This window comes from Acidovorax sp. (assembly GCF_046314175.1).
Classification (GTDB): domain Bacteria; phylum Pseudomonadota; class Gammaproteobacteria; order Burkholderiales; family Burkholderiaceae_C; genus Acidovorax.
Genome location: NZ_JBKBXG010000053.1, coordinates 23,119 through 38,352, shown reverse-complemented (window position 1 = coordinate 38,352; position 15,234 = coordinate 23,119). Strand labels below are relative to the sequence as shown.

The window sequence follows — 15,234 nt, the reverse complement described above, 5'->3', positions numbered from 1 at the left end:
CCCTCTCCCCAACCCCTCTCCCTCGAGGGGAGAGGGGCTCGCGCGCGTTGATACGGACAGCGTTCATGCAGATACGATCCCCATCACTTCGTCGCACCGAGGGGTTTGCTCGATCAGACAATGCTCACTTTTGTCTTGCTCCCCTCGCCCCTTGTGGGAGAGGGGCCGGGGGAGAGGGGGCCCCACCCATGGACCAACGCCACTTCACCAAAACCCTGCGCCAGAGCATGACCGACGCCGAACAGCTGCTCTGGAAGCACCTGCGCGCCCACCGCATGGACGGCCAGAAGTTCCGACGCCAGCAATCCATCGGCCCCTACGTCGTGGATTTCGTGCACTTTGGCATGCGCCTGATCGTGGAAGCGGACGGCGGGCAGCATGTGGATTCAGACCACGACGCGATCCGCGACACCTGGCTGCGCGGCCAGGGCTTCACGCTTCTGCGGTTTTGGAACAACGACATCCTGCACAACACGGACGCAGTGCTGGAAACCATTTGGAATGCCGTGCGTGCGGGCGCCCCCTCTCCCCCGGCCCCTCTCCCGCGAGGGGAGAGGGGAGTAACTCTATGAACCATCCTCATCAAATCAAAGTTCCTGCGACCTATCTGCGTGGCGGCACCAGCAAGGGAGTGTTCTTCAAGTTAGAGGACCTGCCCGCCCCCGCCCAACAACCCGGCCCGGCCCGAGACGCCCTGCTGCTGCGCGTGCTGGGCAGCCCCGACCCGTATGGCAAACAGATTGACGGCACGGGCAATGCGTCATCGAGCACCAGCAAGGCCGTGATCCTGAGCCGCAGCGCACAGCCGGGGCATGACGTGGACTACCTGTTCGGCCAGGTGTCCATCGACCAGCCTTTTGTGGACTGGAGCGGCAACTGCGGCAACCTCTCGGCAGCGGTGGGGCCTTGCGCCATCCACATGGGGCTGATCGATGCCGCACGCATTCCGCAGGACGGCACCTTTCCCGTTCGCATCTGGCAGGCCAACATCGGCAAGACCATCGTGGCGCATGTGCCCATCACCCACGGGCAAGTGCAGGAGACGGGCGACTTCGAGCTGGACGGCGTGACCTTTGCGGCGGCTGAGGTGGCGCTGGAGTTCATCGATCCGGCGGAAGTCGGCGATGAAGGCGGCACCATGTTCCCCACCGGCAATGTGATGGACACCCTGGAGGTTCCGGGCGTCGGCACCTTCGCCGCCACGTTGATCAACGCAGGCATTCCCACCATTTTTCTCAACGCGCAAGAGCTGGGCTACACGGGCACCGAGTTGCAGGAAGAGATCAATGGCGATGCTGCCGCGCTGGCACGCTTCGAGGCCATCCGCGCCCACGGCGCCCTGCGCATGGGGCTCATCCAGCACATGAGCGAGGCCGCCACGCGCCAGCACACCCCAAAAATAGCGTTCGTCGCGCCACCGGCCAGCTACACGGCGTCCAGCGGCAAGCGCATCGAAGCGAACGACATCGACCTGCTGGTGCGCGCGCTCTCCATGGGCCAGCTGCACCACGCCATGATGGGCACGGCGGCGGTGGCCATTGGCACTGCTGCAGCCATCCCTGGCACGCTGGTCAACCTGGCGGCAGGCGGTGTCGTGCGCAGCAATGTTCGGTTTGGCCACCCCTCGGGCACCTTGCGTGTGGGTGCTGAAGCGGCGCAGGTCAACGGCCAATGGAAGGTGACCAAGGCCCTCATGAGCCGCAGCGCCCGCATCCTCATGGAAGGCTGGGTGCGGGTTCCCGTCAGCCTTTTTTGAGCCAAATTTGCCTCTAGCGCTTATCCATAAAGCGCAAGCAGCTATCAAACATATAGCGTTTTGACACCCTATTCATGAACACGAAACAACAGCTCAAAGCCATGGCCCACGCCCGCCGTGGCGTCATCGTGCCTGGCGCCTTCAACGCCCTCTCCGCCCGCGTGGTGGCCGACCTGGGGTTTGAAGCGATCTACATCACCGGCGCAGGCGTCACCAACATGTGGTTTGGCCTGCCGGACCAGGCCTTCATGGGCCTGACCGACATTGCGGACCACACGGCCCGCATCCGCGATGCGGTGGAGCACCTGCCGCTCATCGTCGATGCCGACACGGGCTTTGGCAACGCCCTCAACACATACCACGCCGTGCGCACGCTGGAGCGCGCAGGCGCCGACTGCATCCAGCTGGAAGACCAGGTCAGCCCCAAGCGCTGCGGGCATTTCAACGGCAAGGAAGTGATCGCTACCTGCGAGATGCTGGGCAAGATCAAGGCGGCCGTGGATGCGCGTCGCGACCCGGACACATTGATCCTGGCCCGCACCGACGCGTGCGCCACGCAGGGCTTTGAGGCGGCCGTGGAACGGGCCCATCGTTTTGAGGAGGCAGGCGCCGACATCCTCTTTGTGGAGGCCGTCACCACCCTGGACGAGATCCGAGCCCTGCCCCAACGGCTGGCGGCGCCTCAACTTATGAACATGGTGATTGGCGGCAAGACGCCCATCACCAGCGCCGAAGAACTGGCCACGCTGGGCTACGGACTGGTGCTGTATGCCAACGCTGCGCTGCAGGGCGCCGTGGCCGGTATGCAAAAGGCGCTGACCGTGCTGCGCGACACCCAGCGCATCGATGAGAACACGGCCCTGGTGGTGCCGTTTGCCGAGCGCCAGCGGCTGGTGCGCAAGAGCGACTGGGATGCTCTGGAGCAAAAGTACCAATGAAAAGTGCAGCCAGGGCCGCGTTGCAATTCCTCGCGATACCTACGGGGATCGCTGTGGTTTGCGCCTTGCCCTGACCAAAAATCCATCGGTTTTAAATGTACCGTCCAGCATGCAACACCACACCAGGCGTATTGGTGGGCGGCCCAGTCGATCTTCCAGGGGATGTCCAAGTTCGATTCGAGCAGGACTTTTTAGCTCACGCTGTCGTTGGCGAAGTCGTTCTGCTCAGACATGTTGAAGTCTTCTTCGCTTTTTTGTTGGCGTGTTGGGGGTGGCGAGCTCGTCGACCACATCTCAGCCCATGGGCGTAGGTCTGCCATGCACGGTGGCGATGGCGTTCCAGTACCAATAGAAATAGCCGCCCTTGTCTTGCAGCAGCGTGTGCGTGCGGACGCTGTTTTGGTGAATATTGCCCCAGCAGGCGTGGGCTGACTGGCGGTTGCCGTGCAGGTCAATGCACGGGGCGTGGCTGTTTGCCGGCATGGGCGGAATATACAAGGCGCTGCCGCGTGGCACCCACAAGTCGGCCAGCCGGATTTTGCCCAGGCCCGGCCAATAACGGCCCACGGTTGTCACCAGCGGCTGTGCAGGGTCGGTGGATGCAAAAACGTGCGGGAAGTTGTGGTGCTCCAGGTCGGTGCACACGACACTGAGCAAGGTGTTTTTAGTGTCCTGATAGGGAGACCAATGCCCGGCGAAAACGCCATATTCGTACTCGATCTGCTCCAGCTTGGCGACCGGGCTGCGCACCTCGATCACTTGTCCCGGCTCGACCAGCGTGATGCCAAAGGCGGCCGCTGCTTCGCGTGTGGCCCACAGCGGAGCAAATTCCACCTGCTCGGCGGCAAAGGCCAGCTGGGTCTCTAAGCCAAAGGTGCCGCGGGATTCGCGGTGCACCACACGGGGTACCTGGTATTCGTTGCCCATGGCCACAGAGAGGTCGGTCACCGCAGGCTGGAGCAACTCGGCACCGGGCGGCGGGCTGGAGCAATAGCTGGGCTTGCCTCCATCGTTGAAGAAGTAAGGTTTGCCGACGATATCCACCTGTTCTCGGTGAATCTCTTGGATGAACAGGGGTGCGTCGAGATGGGTACTGGACATGACGGACAGAGAGAGTGATGGCTGAAAGGTGCGGGTTTGACACCCCTCAGCTAAGAGACCAAGATTGTTTGCAACAACTATACCGTCGTGCCGTAACACCCCGTGCATCTCTCGCAAGACGCGCCCCAGCACGGCCATCGACGCCTTGCGCAGCATCTGGGTCAATTCGGCTGGCGTAGTTTGATGGGGCCCGGTGCCCAATCGCCGGCGGACGGCAGGTGGCATGCCGCTCGAAAAAACCATTCCAAAATGCCCTTTGCGCCAGCAGAACAAGAATATTAATGAAAAGTGCCTCTAGCCCTTTATTTACAAGCGCCAAAAGCTATCAAAAAGATAGTTAATTTGGCGCAGTTGTCTGGCCACAGGGCCTGAGTCACCGGCCATCACGGGGCCTGCCACTCCAGCGTGCAGCTATCAGTTCGGTAGCTCAATAGTCACATCTGGCGGGTCGAAATAGAGTTCATGTCGAGGCCGGGCCGCGCAGGCGGGTGACAATAGGCCTTCACGCCACCTATGCACGCGCGCCCTATGCACAGCATTTCTTCCCTCAACGTGGTGGACCTTCTGCTCGACGCGGTGTGCATCGTCGAGCCCGACAGCACCATCGTTTTTGTGAGCCCCGCGTTCGAGCGGATCTTTGGCTACACGCCCCAGGAAGTGGTGGGCCGGCGCATGCTGGACCTGGTGCACCCCGACGACATGCCTGCCACAGCGCAGCAAGCCCAGAACGTGATGGAGGGCGAGCTGCAGTTGCAGTATGAAAACCGCTACATCCGCAAAGATGGATCAGTGGCCCACATCAGCTGGACTGCGCGCTGGGTGCCCGATCGCAATGTGCGTCTGGCAGTGGCGCACGACATCACAGAGCGCAAGTTCACCGAAACCATGCAGCAGGCGATCTACGCCATTTCGGAGGCAGCCCACCACGCGCAGACACTGCAGACGCTGTTCGAGCGCATCCACCAGATCATCGGCAAGCTGCTGGCCGCCACCAACTTCTCCGTCGCGCTTTACGACGCGCAGCAGGACCGGTTGAGCTATCCGTACCACGTCAACGAGCACCACCCTGCCCCCGGCCCGCTGGCCCTGAGCGACGACGCACTCTGCGCCGAGGTCATCCGCCACGGTACCCCCCTGCTGCTGACGCCTGAGACCCGCGCCGCACTGTCCAGCCGCGTGGCCTTGCCAACCGACCATGCCCCCCTGTACTGGCTGGGTGTGCCCTTGCAGTCGCAAGCAGGCACCATGGGCGCGCTGGTGCTGCAGGGGTACACCGAGCAGGCCCGCTACACCCACAAAGACAAGGAGCTGCTGCAGTTTGTCTCGACCCAGGTCGCAGCGGCCATCAACAGGCACCAGATGCACGAGCGGCTGCAGCACATGGCGCAGTACGACCAGCTCACCCACCTGCCCAACCGCCAGCTGTTTCTGGACCGCCTTAAGACGGCGCTGGCCCGCGCGCGGCGCGACGACCGGCTGCTGTCGCTGCTGTTCATCGACCTGGACCGCTTCAAGGACGTGAACGACACGCTGGGGCATGCCATGGGTGACCTGCTCTTGCAACGGGTGGCGCAGCGGTTGATGGAGTCGGTGCGTGGCTCTGACACCGTGGCGCGACTGGGTGGCGACGAGTTTGTGGTGCTGCTTGAAGGCGGCCAGGCGCGCGAACACGCCACCGCAGCGGCCGAAAAGATCCTGGTGGCCTTCAGTCACCCGTTCGACCTGGAGGGCAACCAGGTGCACATTCAGCCGAGCATTGGCGTGGCGATATTCCCGGAGCACGGTGGCGAAGAGAATCACCTGCTGGGCCACGCGGACGAGGCGATGTACGTGTCCAAGAAAAGCGGTGGCAACCAGGTGCGCGTGGCGCGCCCCGTGCACCCTCCTCCAGCGTATGTTCCGGCCAAATGACGCGCTGACGCGTCGTCCGGGTACTCGTGCACCAACACACCCATTCGGAGCAGGGATACACCACCCATGCAATGGGTGGTTGCAGTGCATGTCGCGGCACAATGCCACCACCTTCTCACAACCCCACAACCTACTGAAAAGGCGCAGTGCCCGCGGTGCCTGCGCAATACAACCATGCTCTACGCCACCCTCAAGCTCGTTCATGTCCTGTCCATCATCGTGTGGATCGGCGGTATGGTGTTTGCCCATTTCTTTTTGCGCCCCGCCGCGCTGTCGCTGGAACCCCCGCAACGCGTGCGCCTTATGCATGACGTGCTGCAGCGTTTCTTTGCGGCGGTGAGCGTGGCCGTGGTGGTAGTGCTGGGCAGCGGCCTGTGGATGATCGGCCGCGTGGCCAAGCAAACCGTGCAGGCCGGTGGCAGCTTTGCCATGCCGCTGGACTGGACGATCATGGCCGCGCTGGGCCTGGTGATGATGGCCCTGTTTGGGCACATCCGGTTTGCGCTGTTCAAGCGCCTGCGGCGCGCAGTGGCGGCGTCAGACTGGGCTGCGGGCGGCAAGGCGCTGGGCAGCATCCGCACCATGGTGGCCGTCAATCTGGCGCTGGGCGTGGTCATTGTGGTGGTCACGCTGCTGATCTAGTCCTGGTCGGCGCTGGCGCTCACGGCATTGCGTGGCATGGCGCATGCATGGATGGCGCCAGTGACCGCAGCGTTTTTGGGCCTTAACCCATTTTTGAAACACTTGGGCGCGACCCTCGTGCTGCCGCGTGCATTGGAGCAGGCGGCACCGCCTTGTTGCGGAGGCACGTAACATCGCGGCCCAAGGAGTTTTGACTTTGTTCCGTTTCTTCGAGAGCCGCCTTCCCCCCTATCCCCCCGCCGAACCCCACCTTCCGCCCAAGGACTTCATGGCCTTTGTGTGGGACGGGACCCGTGGCCTGCGTGGCTACGTGGCCGCCATGGCTGGCTTGTCTGCCGCCATTGCCATTTACGAGGCGCTGCTGTTCGCAGTGCTTGGCCATGTGGTGGACTGGATATCCACCACGGCACCGGGCGCGCTGTGGGCCGAGCGCAAAGGGGCACTGATCGGCATCACCGCGCTGCTGCTGGCCTCTGTGGTGCTGGTGGCGGTGCAGACCAGCATCAAGCACCAGGTGCTGGCCATCAACTTCCCGCTGCGGCTGCGCTGGAACTTTCACCGCCTGATGCTGGGCCAGAGCATGGCGTTCTACGCCGACGAGTTTGCGGGCCGCATCACCACCAAGATCATGCAGACCGCGCTGGCGGTGCGCGACATGATCTTTACGACCACCGACGTGGTGATCGGCATGGGCATCTACCTCGTCACTATCCTGGTGCTGCTGGCAGGGTTTGATGTGCGATTGATCGCGCCTTTTGCGCTGTGGATCGCGGCCTATGGCCTGGCCTGCTGGTACTTTGTGCCGCGCCTGGGCAAGGTGGGCAAGGCGCAGGCCGATGCGCGCTCGGTGATGACCGGGCGCATCACCGACGCCTACACCAACATCGCCACCGTCAAGCTGTTCTCGCACACCCGGCGCGAATCGGAGTTTGCGCGCGCCGCGATGGACGCGTTCAAGCTCACCGGCTACGCACAGATGCGGCTGGTGAGCCGGTTCGAGATCGTGAACCACATCCTGGTGGTAGCGATGATTCTCGGCGCCTGCGGCACCGCGCTGTGGCTGTGGTCGGCGGGCGAAGTGGGCGCCGGGGCAGTGGCCGCCGTTACCGCCATGACGCTGCGCGTGTCGGGCCACGCCCACTGGGTGATGTGGGAGATGACCACGCTGTTCGAGAGCGTGGGCACCATTCAGGACGGCATCAACACACTGACCAAGCCGCGCACGGTGGTGGACGCGCCCGACGCCAAACCCCTGGCCGTGGCACAAGGCGAAGTGCGTTTCGACAACATGACGTTTACGTACGGCAGCGGCCCAGGTGCCCGCCCCGTCATCGACCAGCTCAACCTGACCATCCGCCCCGGCGAGAAGATCGGCCTGATTGGCCGCTCGGGCGCGGGCAAGTCCACCCTGGTCAACCTGCTGCTGCGTTTTCATGACGTGCAGTCCGGCCGCATCCTCATCGACGGGCAGGACATTGCCCATGTCACCCAAGACAGCCTGCGCCGCAACATCGGCATGGTCACGCAAGACACCTCGCTGCTGCACCGCTCCATGCGCGACAACATCCTGTACGGCCGCCCCGACGCGAGCGAGGCCGACCTGCACCAGGCGGCCGAACGCGCAGAGGCATCCGACTTCATCGCCACGCTCACCGACCTGCAGGGCCGCACCGGCTACGACGCCCATGTGGGCGAGCGCGGCGTCAAACTCTCGGGCGGCCAGCGCCAGCGGGTGGCCATTGCGCGTGTGATGCTGAAAGACGCGCCCATCCTGCTGCTGGATGAAGCCACCAGCGCGCTCGACTCCGAGGTGGAAGCCGCCATCCATCAAAGCCTGGATGGCCTGATGCAAGGCAAGACGGTGATCGCCATTGCCCACCGCCTGTCCACCATCGCCGCCATGGACCGTCTCATCGTGATGGACGCGGGCCGTGTTGTGGAAGAAGGCACCCACGCGCAGTTGCTGGGCCAGGGCGGCGTGTATGCGCGACTATGGGGGCACCAGAGCGGTGGGTTCCTGGGCGAGTCGGAAGAAGACTGATCCATAAGTCGTACCAGCTGCAGTTGAACGACTCCGATGGACTGACACGGCGGGCGGCCTATACCCAGCGCTGCTGGCTGTAGAATTTCAAGTGAAATTAGGCTCTAGCGCTTATCCATAAAGCGTCAAAAGCTATCAATTTGGTAGCGTATTCTGCAGATTCTGCCAATCGATAAAGCCCACCCGCCATGACCCCAGACATGCCATCGTCACCCATTCCCCTGGCCATGCCCATCCCCACTGGCGAGCAGCTCAAGGCCGCACGCATTGCCGCTGGCCTCAGCCAAGCCCAGGCCGCTGAGCTGATGGGCTACCCGCTGCAAACGGGCAGCCGGGGCGGCGTGCAGTCGCGCACCTGGCAGGCGCTGGAGAGCGTGGGCGACGAGCGCAATATGCAGGGGCCGGTGTTTGCATTGTTTTTGCTGCTGACGGGACAGCACCCCGATTTCGTTCTGGCCCCACGCCAGCCCACGGGCAGTGCGGCATCAGCGGACTGAAGACTCGCCGCCTATAAAAAAGCGGAACAGCCCGAAGGCGGTTCCGCAAAGTATTCACAGGATGGTGGGGGAATCGGGCGCGATCAATCCACCTTGATGTTGGCCGCCTTGATCACTTGCGCCCACTTCTCGACTTCGGCCTTCTGGAACGCGGCGATCTGGGTCACGTTCATGTCGGCAGGCTCCATGCCAAAGCCCTTGAGGCGATTTTGCATGTCGGGCTGGGCCAAAATTTTGCGGATCTCGTCGTGCAGGCGGGTGATGACCGGCGTGGGCGTGCCGATGGGCACAAAGATGGCTTGCCAGGACTGCACCTGAAAGTCCTTCAGCTCTGGCACACCCGATTCGGCCACCGTGGGCACGTCGGGCATGGAGGTCAGGCGCTGGGCCGAGGTGACGGCAATGGCGCGCAGCTTGCCGCTCTGAATGTGCGGCGCCGCCACCACCGTGGTGTCAAACATCATGTCCACCTGGCCGCCGATCACGTCCTGAATGGCAGGGCCGCTGCCTTTGTAAGGGATGTGCGTGAACTTCACGCCCGACTTGAAGGCCAGCAGCTCGACCGCCAAGTGCTGCGAACTGCCCGTGCCGGCCGACGCCGACGACAAACCGCCCTGTTTGCCCCTGGCGCCCGCCAGCACATCCTTCAGCGTTTTGTAGGGGCTGTTGGCCGCCACCACCAGCACCACGGGGTTGGTCCCAATCAGCGTGACAGGGCTGAAGGACTTAATGGGGTCGTAGCCCAGCTTGGGGTACAGGCTGACGTTGATGGCGTGCGAACTGACGGTACCGCCCAGCACGGTAAAGCCGTCCGGCGCTGCGCGTGCAGCGGCTTCAGACCCAATGCTGCCTGCCGCGCCGCCCTTGTTCTCCACCACCACCGTGGTGCCTAAGGCCGTGCCCAGTTGCTGGCCAATCAGGCGCGCCAGGGTGTCGGTGGTGCCGCCTGCCGCAAACGGCACCACGTAGGTGATGGGTTTGCCGGTGGGCCAGGTGCCCTGGGCTGCAGCGGGCAGGCTGATGAGAGCGCTGCAGGCGGCGGCAGCCAGGGCCGCGGTGTGGATGAGGGTTCTGCGTTGCATGGTGATGTCTCCTGTTTATGTAGGTGTGAACGACTGAAGCGATGAACGAGGGACGGACGCTCAAGGCAGATCGACGATTTCGACCCAGTTAGGGTTCTTGCCCGCAGGCACCCGCGTGGGTGCGCCGGGAATGCCGGTGGCAGGGTCGATGGGGTGCAGCGCAACGTGGTGCGACTCCTGCCCCGCCGCAATCAGAAAGCGACCCGACGCATCCACCGCAAACCCACGCGGCGACTTCTCGGTGGGCACCTGACCCAGCGGCTGCAACTGGCCGGTGCTGGCGTCTACGCGAAAGCTGCTCAGCGTGCTGGAGGTGCGCTCGGACGCATACAGCGTGCGGCCGTCGGGCGACAGGTGAATGTCCGCCGCCCAGGGCTTGCCCGTAAACCCTGCGGGCAATGCGGTGGTGCGCTGCACCGCGCGCAAGGTGCCGCGCTCTTTGTCGTACGCCATCACGTGGACAGACGCATCCAGCTCGTTGAGCACATACATGTGCCGCTGGTCGCCGCTCCACACAAAGTGGCGCGGGCCCGACTTTTCTGGCGCCACGGTGGTCAGCGCGGGCTCGTGGGCCGTAAGCCGGCCGGTTTCGGCATCAAAGCGCCAGGCAGACAGGTTGTCGCCGCCCAGGCTGGTGGCAAACACATGGCGGTTGGACGCATCGGCGTGAATGGCGTGGGCGTTGGGCGCCGTGGGGATGAGCTGCTGCACGGCGCCGACGGCACCGTCCTTGCCAATGCTGTTGACCGTGATCTTGTGGCCGGGGTACGAGGCGGCAAACAGCCAGCGGCCGGTGGCGTCGGTGTCAATGTTGGCCATGCTGTCGGCCAGGGGCGCCTCGCCCAGCTTGTGCAGCTTGCCGCTGGCGGGGTCAATCGCCAGGCTCACCACCCGAAACGGCTTGGAGCGCAGCGCCACGTACAACACGCGCTTGTCTGGGCTGATGGCCATGGGCATGGCGTTGCCGCCCAACGCCGTCGTGTCCACAGGCTTGAGCGCAGCGGCGTTTCGGTCGAGTTCAAACACCGAGACATCCTGGCTGTCCGCGTTGGACACATAAACCCAGGTGGCCGCCCAACAGCCCGGTGCAGCAAGGGCGCACAGCGCCGTCAGTGCGAGCGGCGCGGCCCGGGTGCGAAACACAGCGTGCATGCAAGGTCTCCTTGGTGTGCAGCGCAGCCCGACAGGGGCAGCGCGGTAATGGGTTGCGCCGTCTACATTCTCTAGACAGCGGACAATTGTCATCTGTCGTCATACAACAAGGAGATGCATTGTCACGCCGATTTGGTCTCTAGCCTCAAAGGGAATACCCGGGGATTTCGCATATCCATTCAGACCCAGCCCCCTATGTAAACCGGCAATGCAAGCGCTGAAACGTCTAGTGAAAACCCTTAATTTCGGTCACAAAACCACCTTTTTTTGATGCAGTCCATTGTTTTTCTCCATGCTTAGTTGTACGATGACTAACAACAAGACTACTGCTGGAGACATCCGATGACTTTGACCCGCCGAACGGCCCTTCTGGCCTGCACCGCCGCCCTGGCTACCGCCACGGCCACCGCCCAAACCGCATCAACCGCCCAATGGCCCGCCAAGACCTTGCGCATCGTGGTGCCCTACCCTCCGGGCGGTAGCTCGGACATCATTGCCAGGTCCATCAGCCAGGTGATGTCGGATGCGCTCAAGCAATCGGTCATTGTGGAAAACAAACCCGGTGCGAACGGCAACCTGGGCGCCGACTTTGTGGCCAAGTCCGATCCAGACGGCTACACCCTGCTGCTGTGCGACGTGGGTGCGCTGGCCATCAGCCCTTCGGTCTATACCAAGCTATCGTTCGACCCCTCCAAGGACCTGCGTGGCGTGACCATGCTGGCCTACTCGCCCCACCTGCTGGTGGTGCACCCCTCGGTGCCGGTCAGCAACTTCAAGGAACTGGTGGCGTACTCGAAAAAGAACGACCTCAACTTTGCCGTCACCGCCACCGGCAGCGCGCCCCACGTGGCGGGCGTGGCGCTGGAGCGAGCCAGCGGCGCGCGCTGGCAGTACATCCCCTACAAGGGCGGCGTCACCGCCATTCAGGACACCGTGGCCGGACAAACCCAGATCCTGATGAACGGCATGCTGGCCACCCTGCCCCATGTGCAAAGCGGCAAGCTCAAGGTGCTGGGCGTTTCCAAAGCCACCCGCATGCCGTTGATCGGCGATGTGCCCACGATTGCCGAGCAAGGCGTGGCCGGTTTCGAATCGGGCACCTGGCAAGGCATTCTGGTGCCGCGCGGTACACCAGAGGCCGTGGTGCAAAAGCTCAACAACGCCTTCATCACTGCCATCCGCTCGCCTGAAATCCGCTCGCGCCTGGCCGGCCAGGGCGCTGAAGTGGTGACCATGACTCCAACTGAGCAAGACCAGTTCTTTGCCAAGGAACGCGCCCGCTGGGCCACGGTGGTCAAGGCCGCCAACATCAAGCTCGACTAAGAAGGTGTAAGCGAACCCCTCGCCTCCCCATTTCCTACTACCACCCCGCACTCACATGACTCCCCAAGAACTCAAATCCATCATGGGCTCCGGCCTGCTGTCCTTCCCGATCACGGACTTTGACGAGCAGGGCAACTTCCGCCCCAAGACCTACATCGAGCGCCTGGAGTGGCTGGCCCCCTACGGCGCCAGCGCGCTGTTTGCCGCCGGTGGCACGGGCGAGTATTTCTCGTTGGCTGGCCCCGAATACAGCCAGGTCATCAAGACCGCCGTAGACACCTGCCGCGGCAAGGTGCCGATCATTGCAGGCGCTGGCGGCCCCACCCGCAACGCCATCGCCCACGCGCAAGAGGCCGAGCGCCTGGGCGCCCACGGCATCCTGCTGTTGCCGCACTACCTGACCGAAGCGGGCCAGGAAGGCCTGATCGAGCATGTGGCACAGGTCTGCAACAGCGTGAAGTTTGGCGTCATCGTCTACAACCGCGACCGTACCAAGCTGACGGCCGAGTCGCTGGCCATCCTGGCTGATCGCTGCCCGAACCTGGTCGGCTTCAAGGACGGCGTGGGCAACATCGAAATCATGTCGTCCATTTACATGAAGATGGGCGACCGCTTCTCGTACCTGGGAGGCTTGCCGACCGCAGAGGTGTATGCCGCCGCGTACAAGGCACTGGGCACGCCGGTGTATTCGTCGGCGGTGTTCAACTTCATCCCCAAGACCGCGATGGAGTTCTACAAGGCTGTGGCGGCCGACGACATGGCCACCCAGCACAGATTGCTCAAATCATTCTTCATGCCCTACTTGGCCATCCGCAACCGCGTGGAAGGCTACGGCGTGAGCATCATCAAGGCGGGCGCCCGCATCGTCGGCCACGACGGCGGCCCGGTGCGCGCACCGCTGACCGACCTCAAGCCTGGCGAGATGGAAGAACTCAAGGCGCTGATCGACAAGCTCGGCCCGCAGTAAGCACCCCCAAAAGGGCCTGGTTCACCAGGCCCTTTTTTGCAGCGGTTTCCACACCCAACACACCACACAACACCCCGCGCCCGGTCGTGCACGGGTGCGGGGTGCCCTATGCGGCACGCCACAACGTACACAAAGACGGAGACAAACAATATGTTGAAGACCCTCATCCTCGCCGCAGCGGGCGCCCTGGCCCTGGTCGCACTGAGCGGCTGCGCCAGCCATGCGACCCCTGCTGCATCGGCATCGTCCGAGCAAGCCGTGGCCGCAGCCGCCGAGCGACTGCGCCTGGCCATGATCGACCCCACACCCGCAGCCCTTGCCCCGCTGGTGGCTGACGACCTGAGCTACGGGCACTCCGGCGGTCGCGTAGACACCAAGGACAGCTTCATCGGCGACCTGGTGGCGGGCAAATCTGATTTCGTCACCATCACCATCACCGACCAGACCATCAAGGTCGTGGGCCACACCGCCATGGTGCGCCACACCCTCACGGCCGACACCAACGACTCGGGCAAGCCCGGCAAGGTGCAGATCAAGATTCTGGGGGTGTGGCAACAGCAAGGCGGACAGTGGAAACTGCTGGCCCGCCAGGCCGTGCGTGTAGCGGCATGATGTAGCCACCGGGTCGCAGTAGGCGGCCCCTTTTTCCTACCGCCTCTCCTTCCTTTAGAGACCCATGACCACAGCCACCCTGCCCCGCATCCTGCAAATCGGCCGCCTGCCCCTGCCTGCACTGGAGGCCGAGTTGACGGCCCGGTACAACGTCACCTGTCTGGCCGACCAACCCGATGCGACGGCCTTTTTGGCGGCTCACGGTGCTGAATTCACCGGGGTGGTGACAACCGCCGCCATTGGCCTCAAGGGCGAGGTCATTGCTGCGCTGCCCAACCTCCAGGTCATCAGCAGCTTTGGCGTGGGTTTTGACGCGCTGGACATCGACGCCGCCAAGGCCCGTGGCGTGCAGGTGGGCTACACACCCGACGTGCTCAACGACTGCGTGGCCGACATGGCGTATGCGCTGATGCTGGACGTGTCGCGCAACATTGCCGCCAGCGACCGTTTTGTTCGCCGGGGCGAATGGCCCAAGGCCCGATTTGCCTTGGGGAGCCGCGTGTCTGGCAAGCGCCTGGGCATCGTCGGCATGGGCCGCATCGGCCAGGCCGTGGCGGAGCGCGCTGCGGGCTTTCGCATGGAGGTGGGCTACCACAACCGCCGCCCGGCCGAGGGTTGCGCGTTGTCCTATTTCGAATCCTTGACCGCCCTCGCGCAGTGGGCCGACTACCTGGTGCTGACCGTGGCCGGTGGCGCAGGCACACGCCATCTCGTCAACGGTGACGTGCTCAACGCCCTGGGCCAGAGCGGCTATCTCATCAACGTGGCGCGCGGCAGCGTGGTGGATGAGGCCGCGCTGATCGCCGCCCTGACCGAACGCCGCATTGCCGGTGCCGGGCTCGATGTGTTCGAGGACGAACCCAACGTGCCCGACGCGCTGATGGCGCTGGACAACGTAGTGCTGACCCCGCACATCGCCAGCGCCACGCACGAAACCCGCCGGGCGATGGCGGATTTGGTGCTGGAGAATTTGCAGGCGTTTTACACATCGGGTGCCGTGCGGGTGCCGGTGCCGGGCACGGGTCGGCCCTGAGCCTTGCAGCGACGGCCCGGCCTGGGCGCGCGCCCAGCTCTACCCGGTTGTTTCCCCCTCTCCCCTCGCGGGAGAGGGACGGGGAGAGGGGGTGACGAAGCAAGCACTGCGCTTGTTCTGCCCCCTCTCCCCCACCCTCTCCCACAAGGGGCGAGGGAGCTGAAGACGCCGTTAAGTCC

14 protein-coding genes are annotated in these 15,234 nt (G+C 63.8%); 11 read left to right on the top strand and 3 right to left on the bottom strand.

Going from position 1 to position 15,234, the window contains the following annotated elements; genetic code table 11:
• The first annotated feature begins 188 nt into the window (after positions 1 to 188).
• From ACK4OE_RS15905 to ACK4OE_RS15895, 3 genes are all read left to right on the top strand, one after another.
• Positions 189 to 572 carry an endonuclease domain-containing protein gene (locus tag ACK4OE_RS15905; RefSeq protein WP_409885918.1) on the top strand — a complete coding sequence of 128 codons (384 nt, stop codon included), beginning with the start codon at positions 189 to 191 and terminating at the stop codon, positions 570 to 572.
• On the top strand, positions 569 to 1,756 hold the full coding sequence (prpF, locus tag ACK4OE_RS15900) for a 2-methylaconitate cis-trans isomerase PrpF (protein ID WP_409885916.1): 1,188 nt from the start codon (positions 569 to 571) through the stop codon (positions 1,754 to 1,756). Before ACK4OE_RS15905 ends, prpF begins: the two co-directional genes overlap by 4 nt.
• 74 nt (positions 1,757 to 1,830) lie before the next feature.
• Positions 1,831 to 2,694 (top strand): oxaloacetate decarboxylase, encoded by an 864-nt coding sequence (locus ACK4OE_RS15895; RefSeq protein ID WP_409885914.1) that lies wholly within the window; start codon positions 1,831 to 1,833, stop codon positions 2,692 to 2,694.
• Between the two features lie 294 nt (positions 2,695 to 2,988).
• Here ACK4OE_RS15895 and ACK4OE_RS15890 read toward each other — a convergent pair whose 3' ends face one another.
• Complete coding sequence (locus tag ACK4OE_RS15890) at positions 2,989 to 3,795, bottom strand: hypothetical protein (RefSeq protein ID WP_409885912.1); 807 nt, start codon at positions 3,793 to 3,795, stop codon at positions 2,989 to 2,991.
• 528 nt (positions 3,796 to 4,323) lie between these two features.
• Between ACK4OE_RS15890 and ACK4OE_RS15885 the strand changes: the two genes are divergently transcribed.
• The 4 genes from ACK4OE_RS15885 (at position 4,324) to ACK4OE_RS15870 (ending at position 8,886) form a co-directional block, all read left to right on the top strand.
• A complete protein-coding gene (locus ACK4OE_RS15885; protein WP_409885910.1) occupies positions 4,324 to 5,706 on the top strand; it encodes a diguanylate cyclase domain-containing protein in 1,383 nt (460 codons plus the stop codon).
• A gap of 174 nt (positions 5,707 to 5,880) precedes the next feature.
• On the top strand, positions 5,881 to 6,348 hold the full coding sequence (locus ACK4OE_RS15880) for a CopD family protein (protein ID WP_409885908.1): 468 nt from the start codon (positions 5,881 to 5,883) through the stop codon (positions 6,346 to 6,348).
• A gap of 196 nt (positions 6,349 to 6,544) precedes the next feature.
• Complete coding sequence (locus tag ACK4OE_RS15875) at positions 6,545 to 8,389, top strand: ABC transporter ATP-binding protein (protein ID WP_409885906.1); 1,845 nt, start codon at positions 6,545 to 6,547, stop codon at positions 8,387 to 8,389.
• Positions 8,390 to 8,577: 188 nt separating this feature from the next.
• Entirely contained in the window at positions 8,578 to 8,886 is a 309-nt protein-coding gene (locus ACK4OE_RS15870; RefSeq protein ID WP_409885904.1) for a helix-turn-helix domain-containing protein, read from the top strand.
• Between the two features lie 83 nt (positions 8,887 to 8,969).
• On the opposite strand, the gene ACK4OE_RS15865 is transcribed toward ACK4OE_RS15870, so the two are convergent.
• Both ACK4OE_RS15865 and ACK4OE_RS15860 read right to left on the bottom strand, forming a co-directional pair.
• Complete coding sequence (locus ACK4OE_RS15865; protein WP_409885902.1) at positions 8,970 to 9,968, bottom strand: Bug family tripartite tricarboxylate transporter substrate binding protein; 999 nt, start codon at positions 9,966 to 9,968, stop codon at positions 8,970 to 8,972.
• 60 nt (positions 9,969 to 10,028) lie between these two features.
• Entirely contained in the window at positions 10,029 to 11,120 is a 1,092-nt protein-coding gene (locus ACK4OE_RS15860) for a lactonase family protein (protein ID WP_409885901.1), read from the bottom strand.
• A gap of 342 nt (positions 11,121 to 11,462) precedes the next feature.
• Here ACK4OE_RS15860 and ACK4OE_RS15855 point away from each other — a divergent pair, with 342 nt between their 5' ends.
• From ACK4OE_RS15855 to ACK4OE_RS15840, 4 genes are all read left to right on the top strand, one after another.
• Positions 11,463 to 12,443, top strand: a complete 981-nt coding sequence (locus ACK4OE_RS15855; protein WP_409885899.1) for a Bug family tripartite tricarboxylate transporter substrate binding protein — start codon at positions 11,463 to 11,465, stop codon at positions 12,441 to 12,443.
• 55 nt (positions 12,444 to 12,498) lie between these two features.
• Complete coding sequence (gene kdgD / locus ACK4OE_RS15850; protein ID WP_409885897.1) at positions 12,499 to 13,410, top strand: 5-dehydro-4-deoxyglucarate dehydratase; 912 nt, start codon at positions 12,499 to 12,501, stop codon at positions 13,408 to 13,410.
• A 150-nt stretch (positions 13,411 to 13,560) separates the two neighbouring features.
• Positions 13,561 to 14,022, top strand: a complete 462-nt coding sequence (locus tag ACK4OE_RS15845; RefSeq protein ID WP_409885896.1) for a nuclear transport factor 2 family protein — start codon at positions 13,561 to 13,563, stop codon at positions 14,020 to 14,022.
• 64 nt (positions 14,023 to 14,086) lie between these two features.
• Entirely contained in the window at positions 14,087 to 15,055 is a 969-nt protein-coding gene (locus tag ACK4OE_RS15840) for a 2-hydroxyacid dehydrogenase (protein WP_409885894.1), read from the top strand.
• Positions 15,056 to 15,234: the final 179 nt, after the last annotated feature.

What these genes read in the sequence shown, in the direction of transcription:
- prpF (WP_409885916.1), top strand. Translation starts at nt 569, where the DNA reads ATGAACCATCCTCATCAAATCAAAGTTCCTGCGACCTATCTGCGTGGC.
- ACK4OE_RS15840 (WP_409885894.1), top strand. Translation starts at nt 14,087, where the DNA reads ATGACCACAGCCACCCTGCCCCGCATCCTGCAAATCGGCCGCCTGCCC.
- ACK4OE_RS15860 (WP_409885901.1), bottom strand. Translation starts at nt 11,120, where the DNA reads ATGCACGCTGTGTTTCGCACCCGGGCCGCGCCGCTCGCACTGACGGCG.
- kdgD (WP_409885897.1), top strand. Translation starts at nt 12,499, where the DNA reads ATGACTCCCCAAGAACTCAAATCCATCATGGGCTCCGGCCTGCTGTCC.
- ACK4OE_RS15895 (WP_409885914.1), top strand. Translation starts at nt 1,831, where the DNA reads ATGAACACGAAACAACAGCTCAAAGCCATGGCCCACGCCCGCCGTGGC.
- ACK4OE_RS15870 (WP_409885904.1), top strand. Translation starts at nt 8,578, where the DNA reads ATGACCCCAGACATGCCATCGTCACCCATTCCCCTGGCCATGCCCATC.
- ACK4OE_RS15905 (WP_409885918.1), top strand. Translation starts at nt 189, where the DNA reads ATGGACCAACGCCACTTCACCAAAACCCTGCGCCAGAGCATGACCGAC.
- ACK4OE_RS15865 (WP_409885902.1), bottom strand. Translation starts at nt 9,968, where the DNA reads ATGCAACGCAGAACCCTCATCCACACCGCGGCCCTGGCTGCCGCCGCC.
- ACK4OE_RS15880 (WP_409885908.1), top strand. Translation starts at nt 5,881, where the DNA reads ATGCTCTACGCCACCCTCAAGCTCGTTCATGTCCTGTCCATCATCGTG.
- ACK4OE_RS15855 (WP_409885899.1), top strand. Translation starts at nt 11,463, where the DNA reads ATGACTTTGACCCGCCGAACGGCCCTTCTGGCCTGCACCGCCGCCCTG.
- ACK4OE_RS15845 (WP_409885896.1), top strand. Translation starts at nt 13,561, where the DNA reads ATGTTGAAGACCCTCATCCTCGCCGCAGCGGGCGCCCTGGCCCTGGTC.
- ACK4OE_RS15890 (WP_409885912.1), bottom strand. Translation starts at nt 3,795, where the DNA reads ATGTCCAGTACCCATCTCGACGCACCCCTGTTCATCCAAGAGATTCAC.
- ACK4OE_RS15885 (WP_409885910.1), top strand. Translation starts at nt 4,324, where the DNA reads ATGCACAGCATTTCTTCCCTCAACGTGGTGGACCTTCTGCTCGACGCG.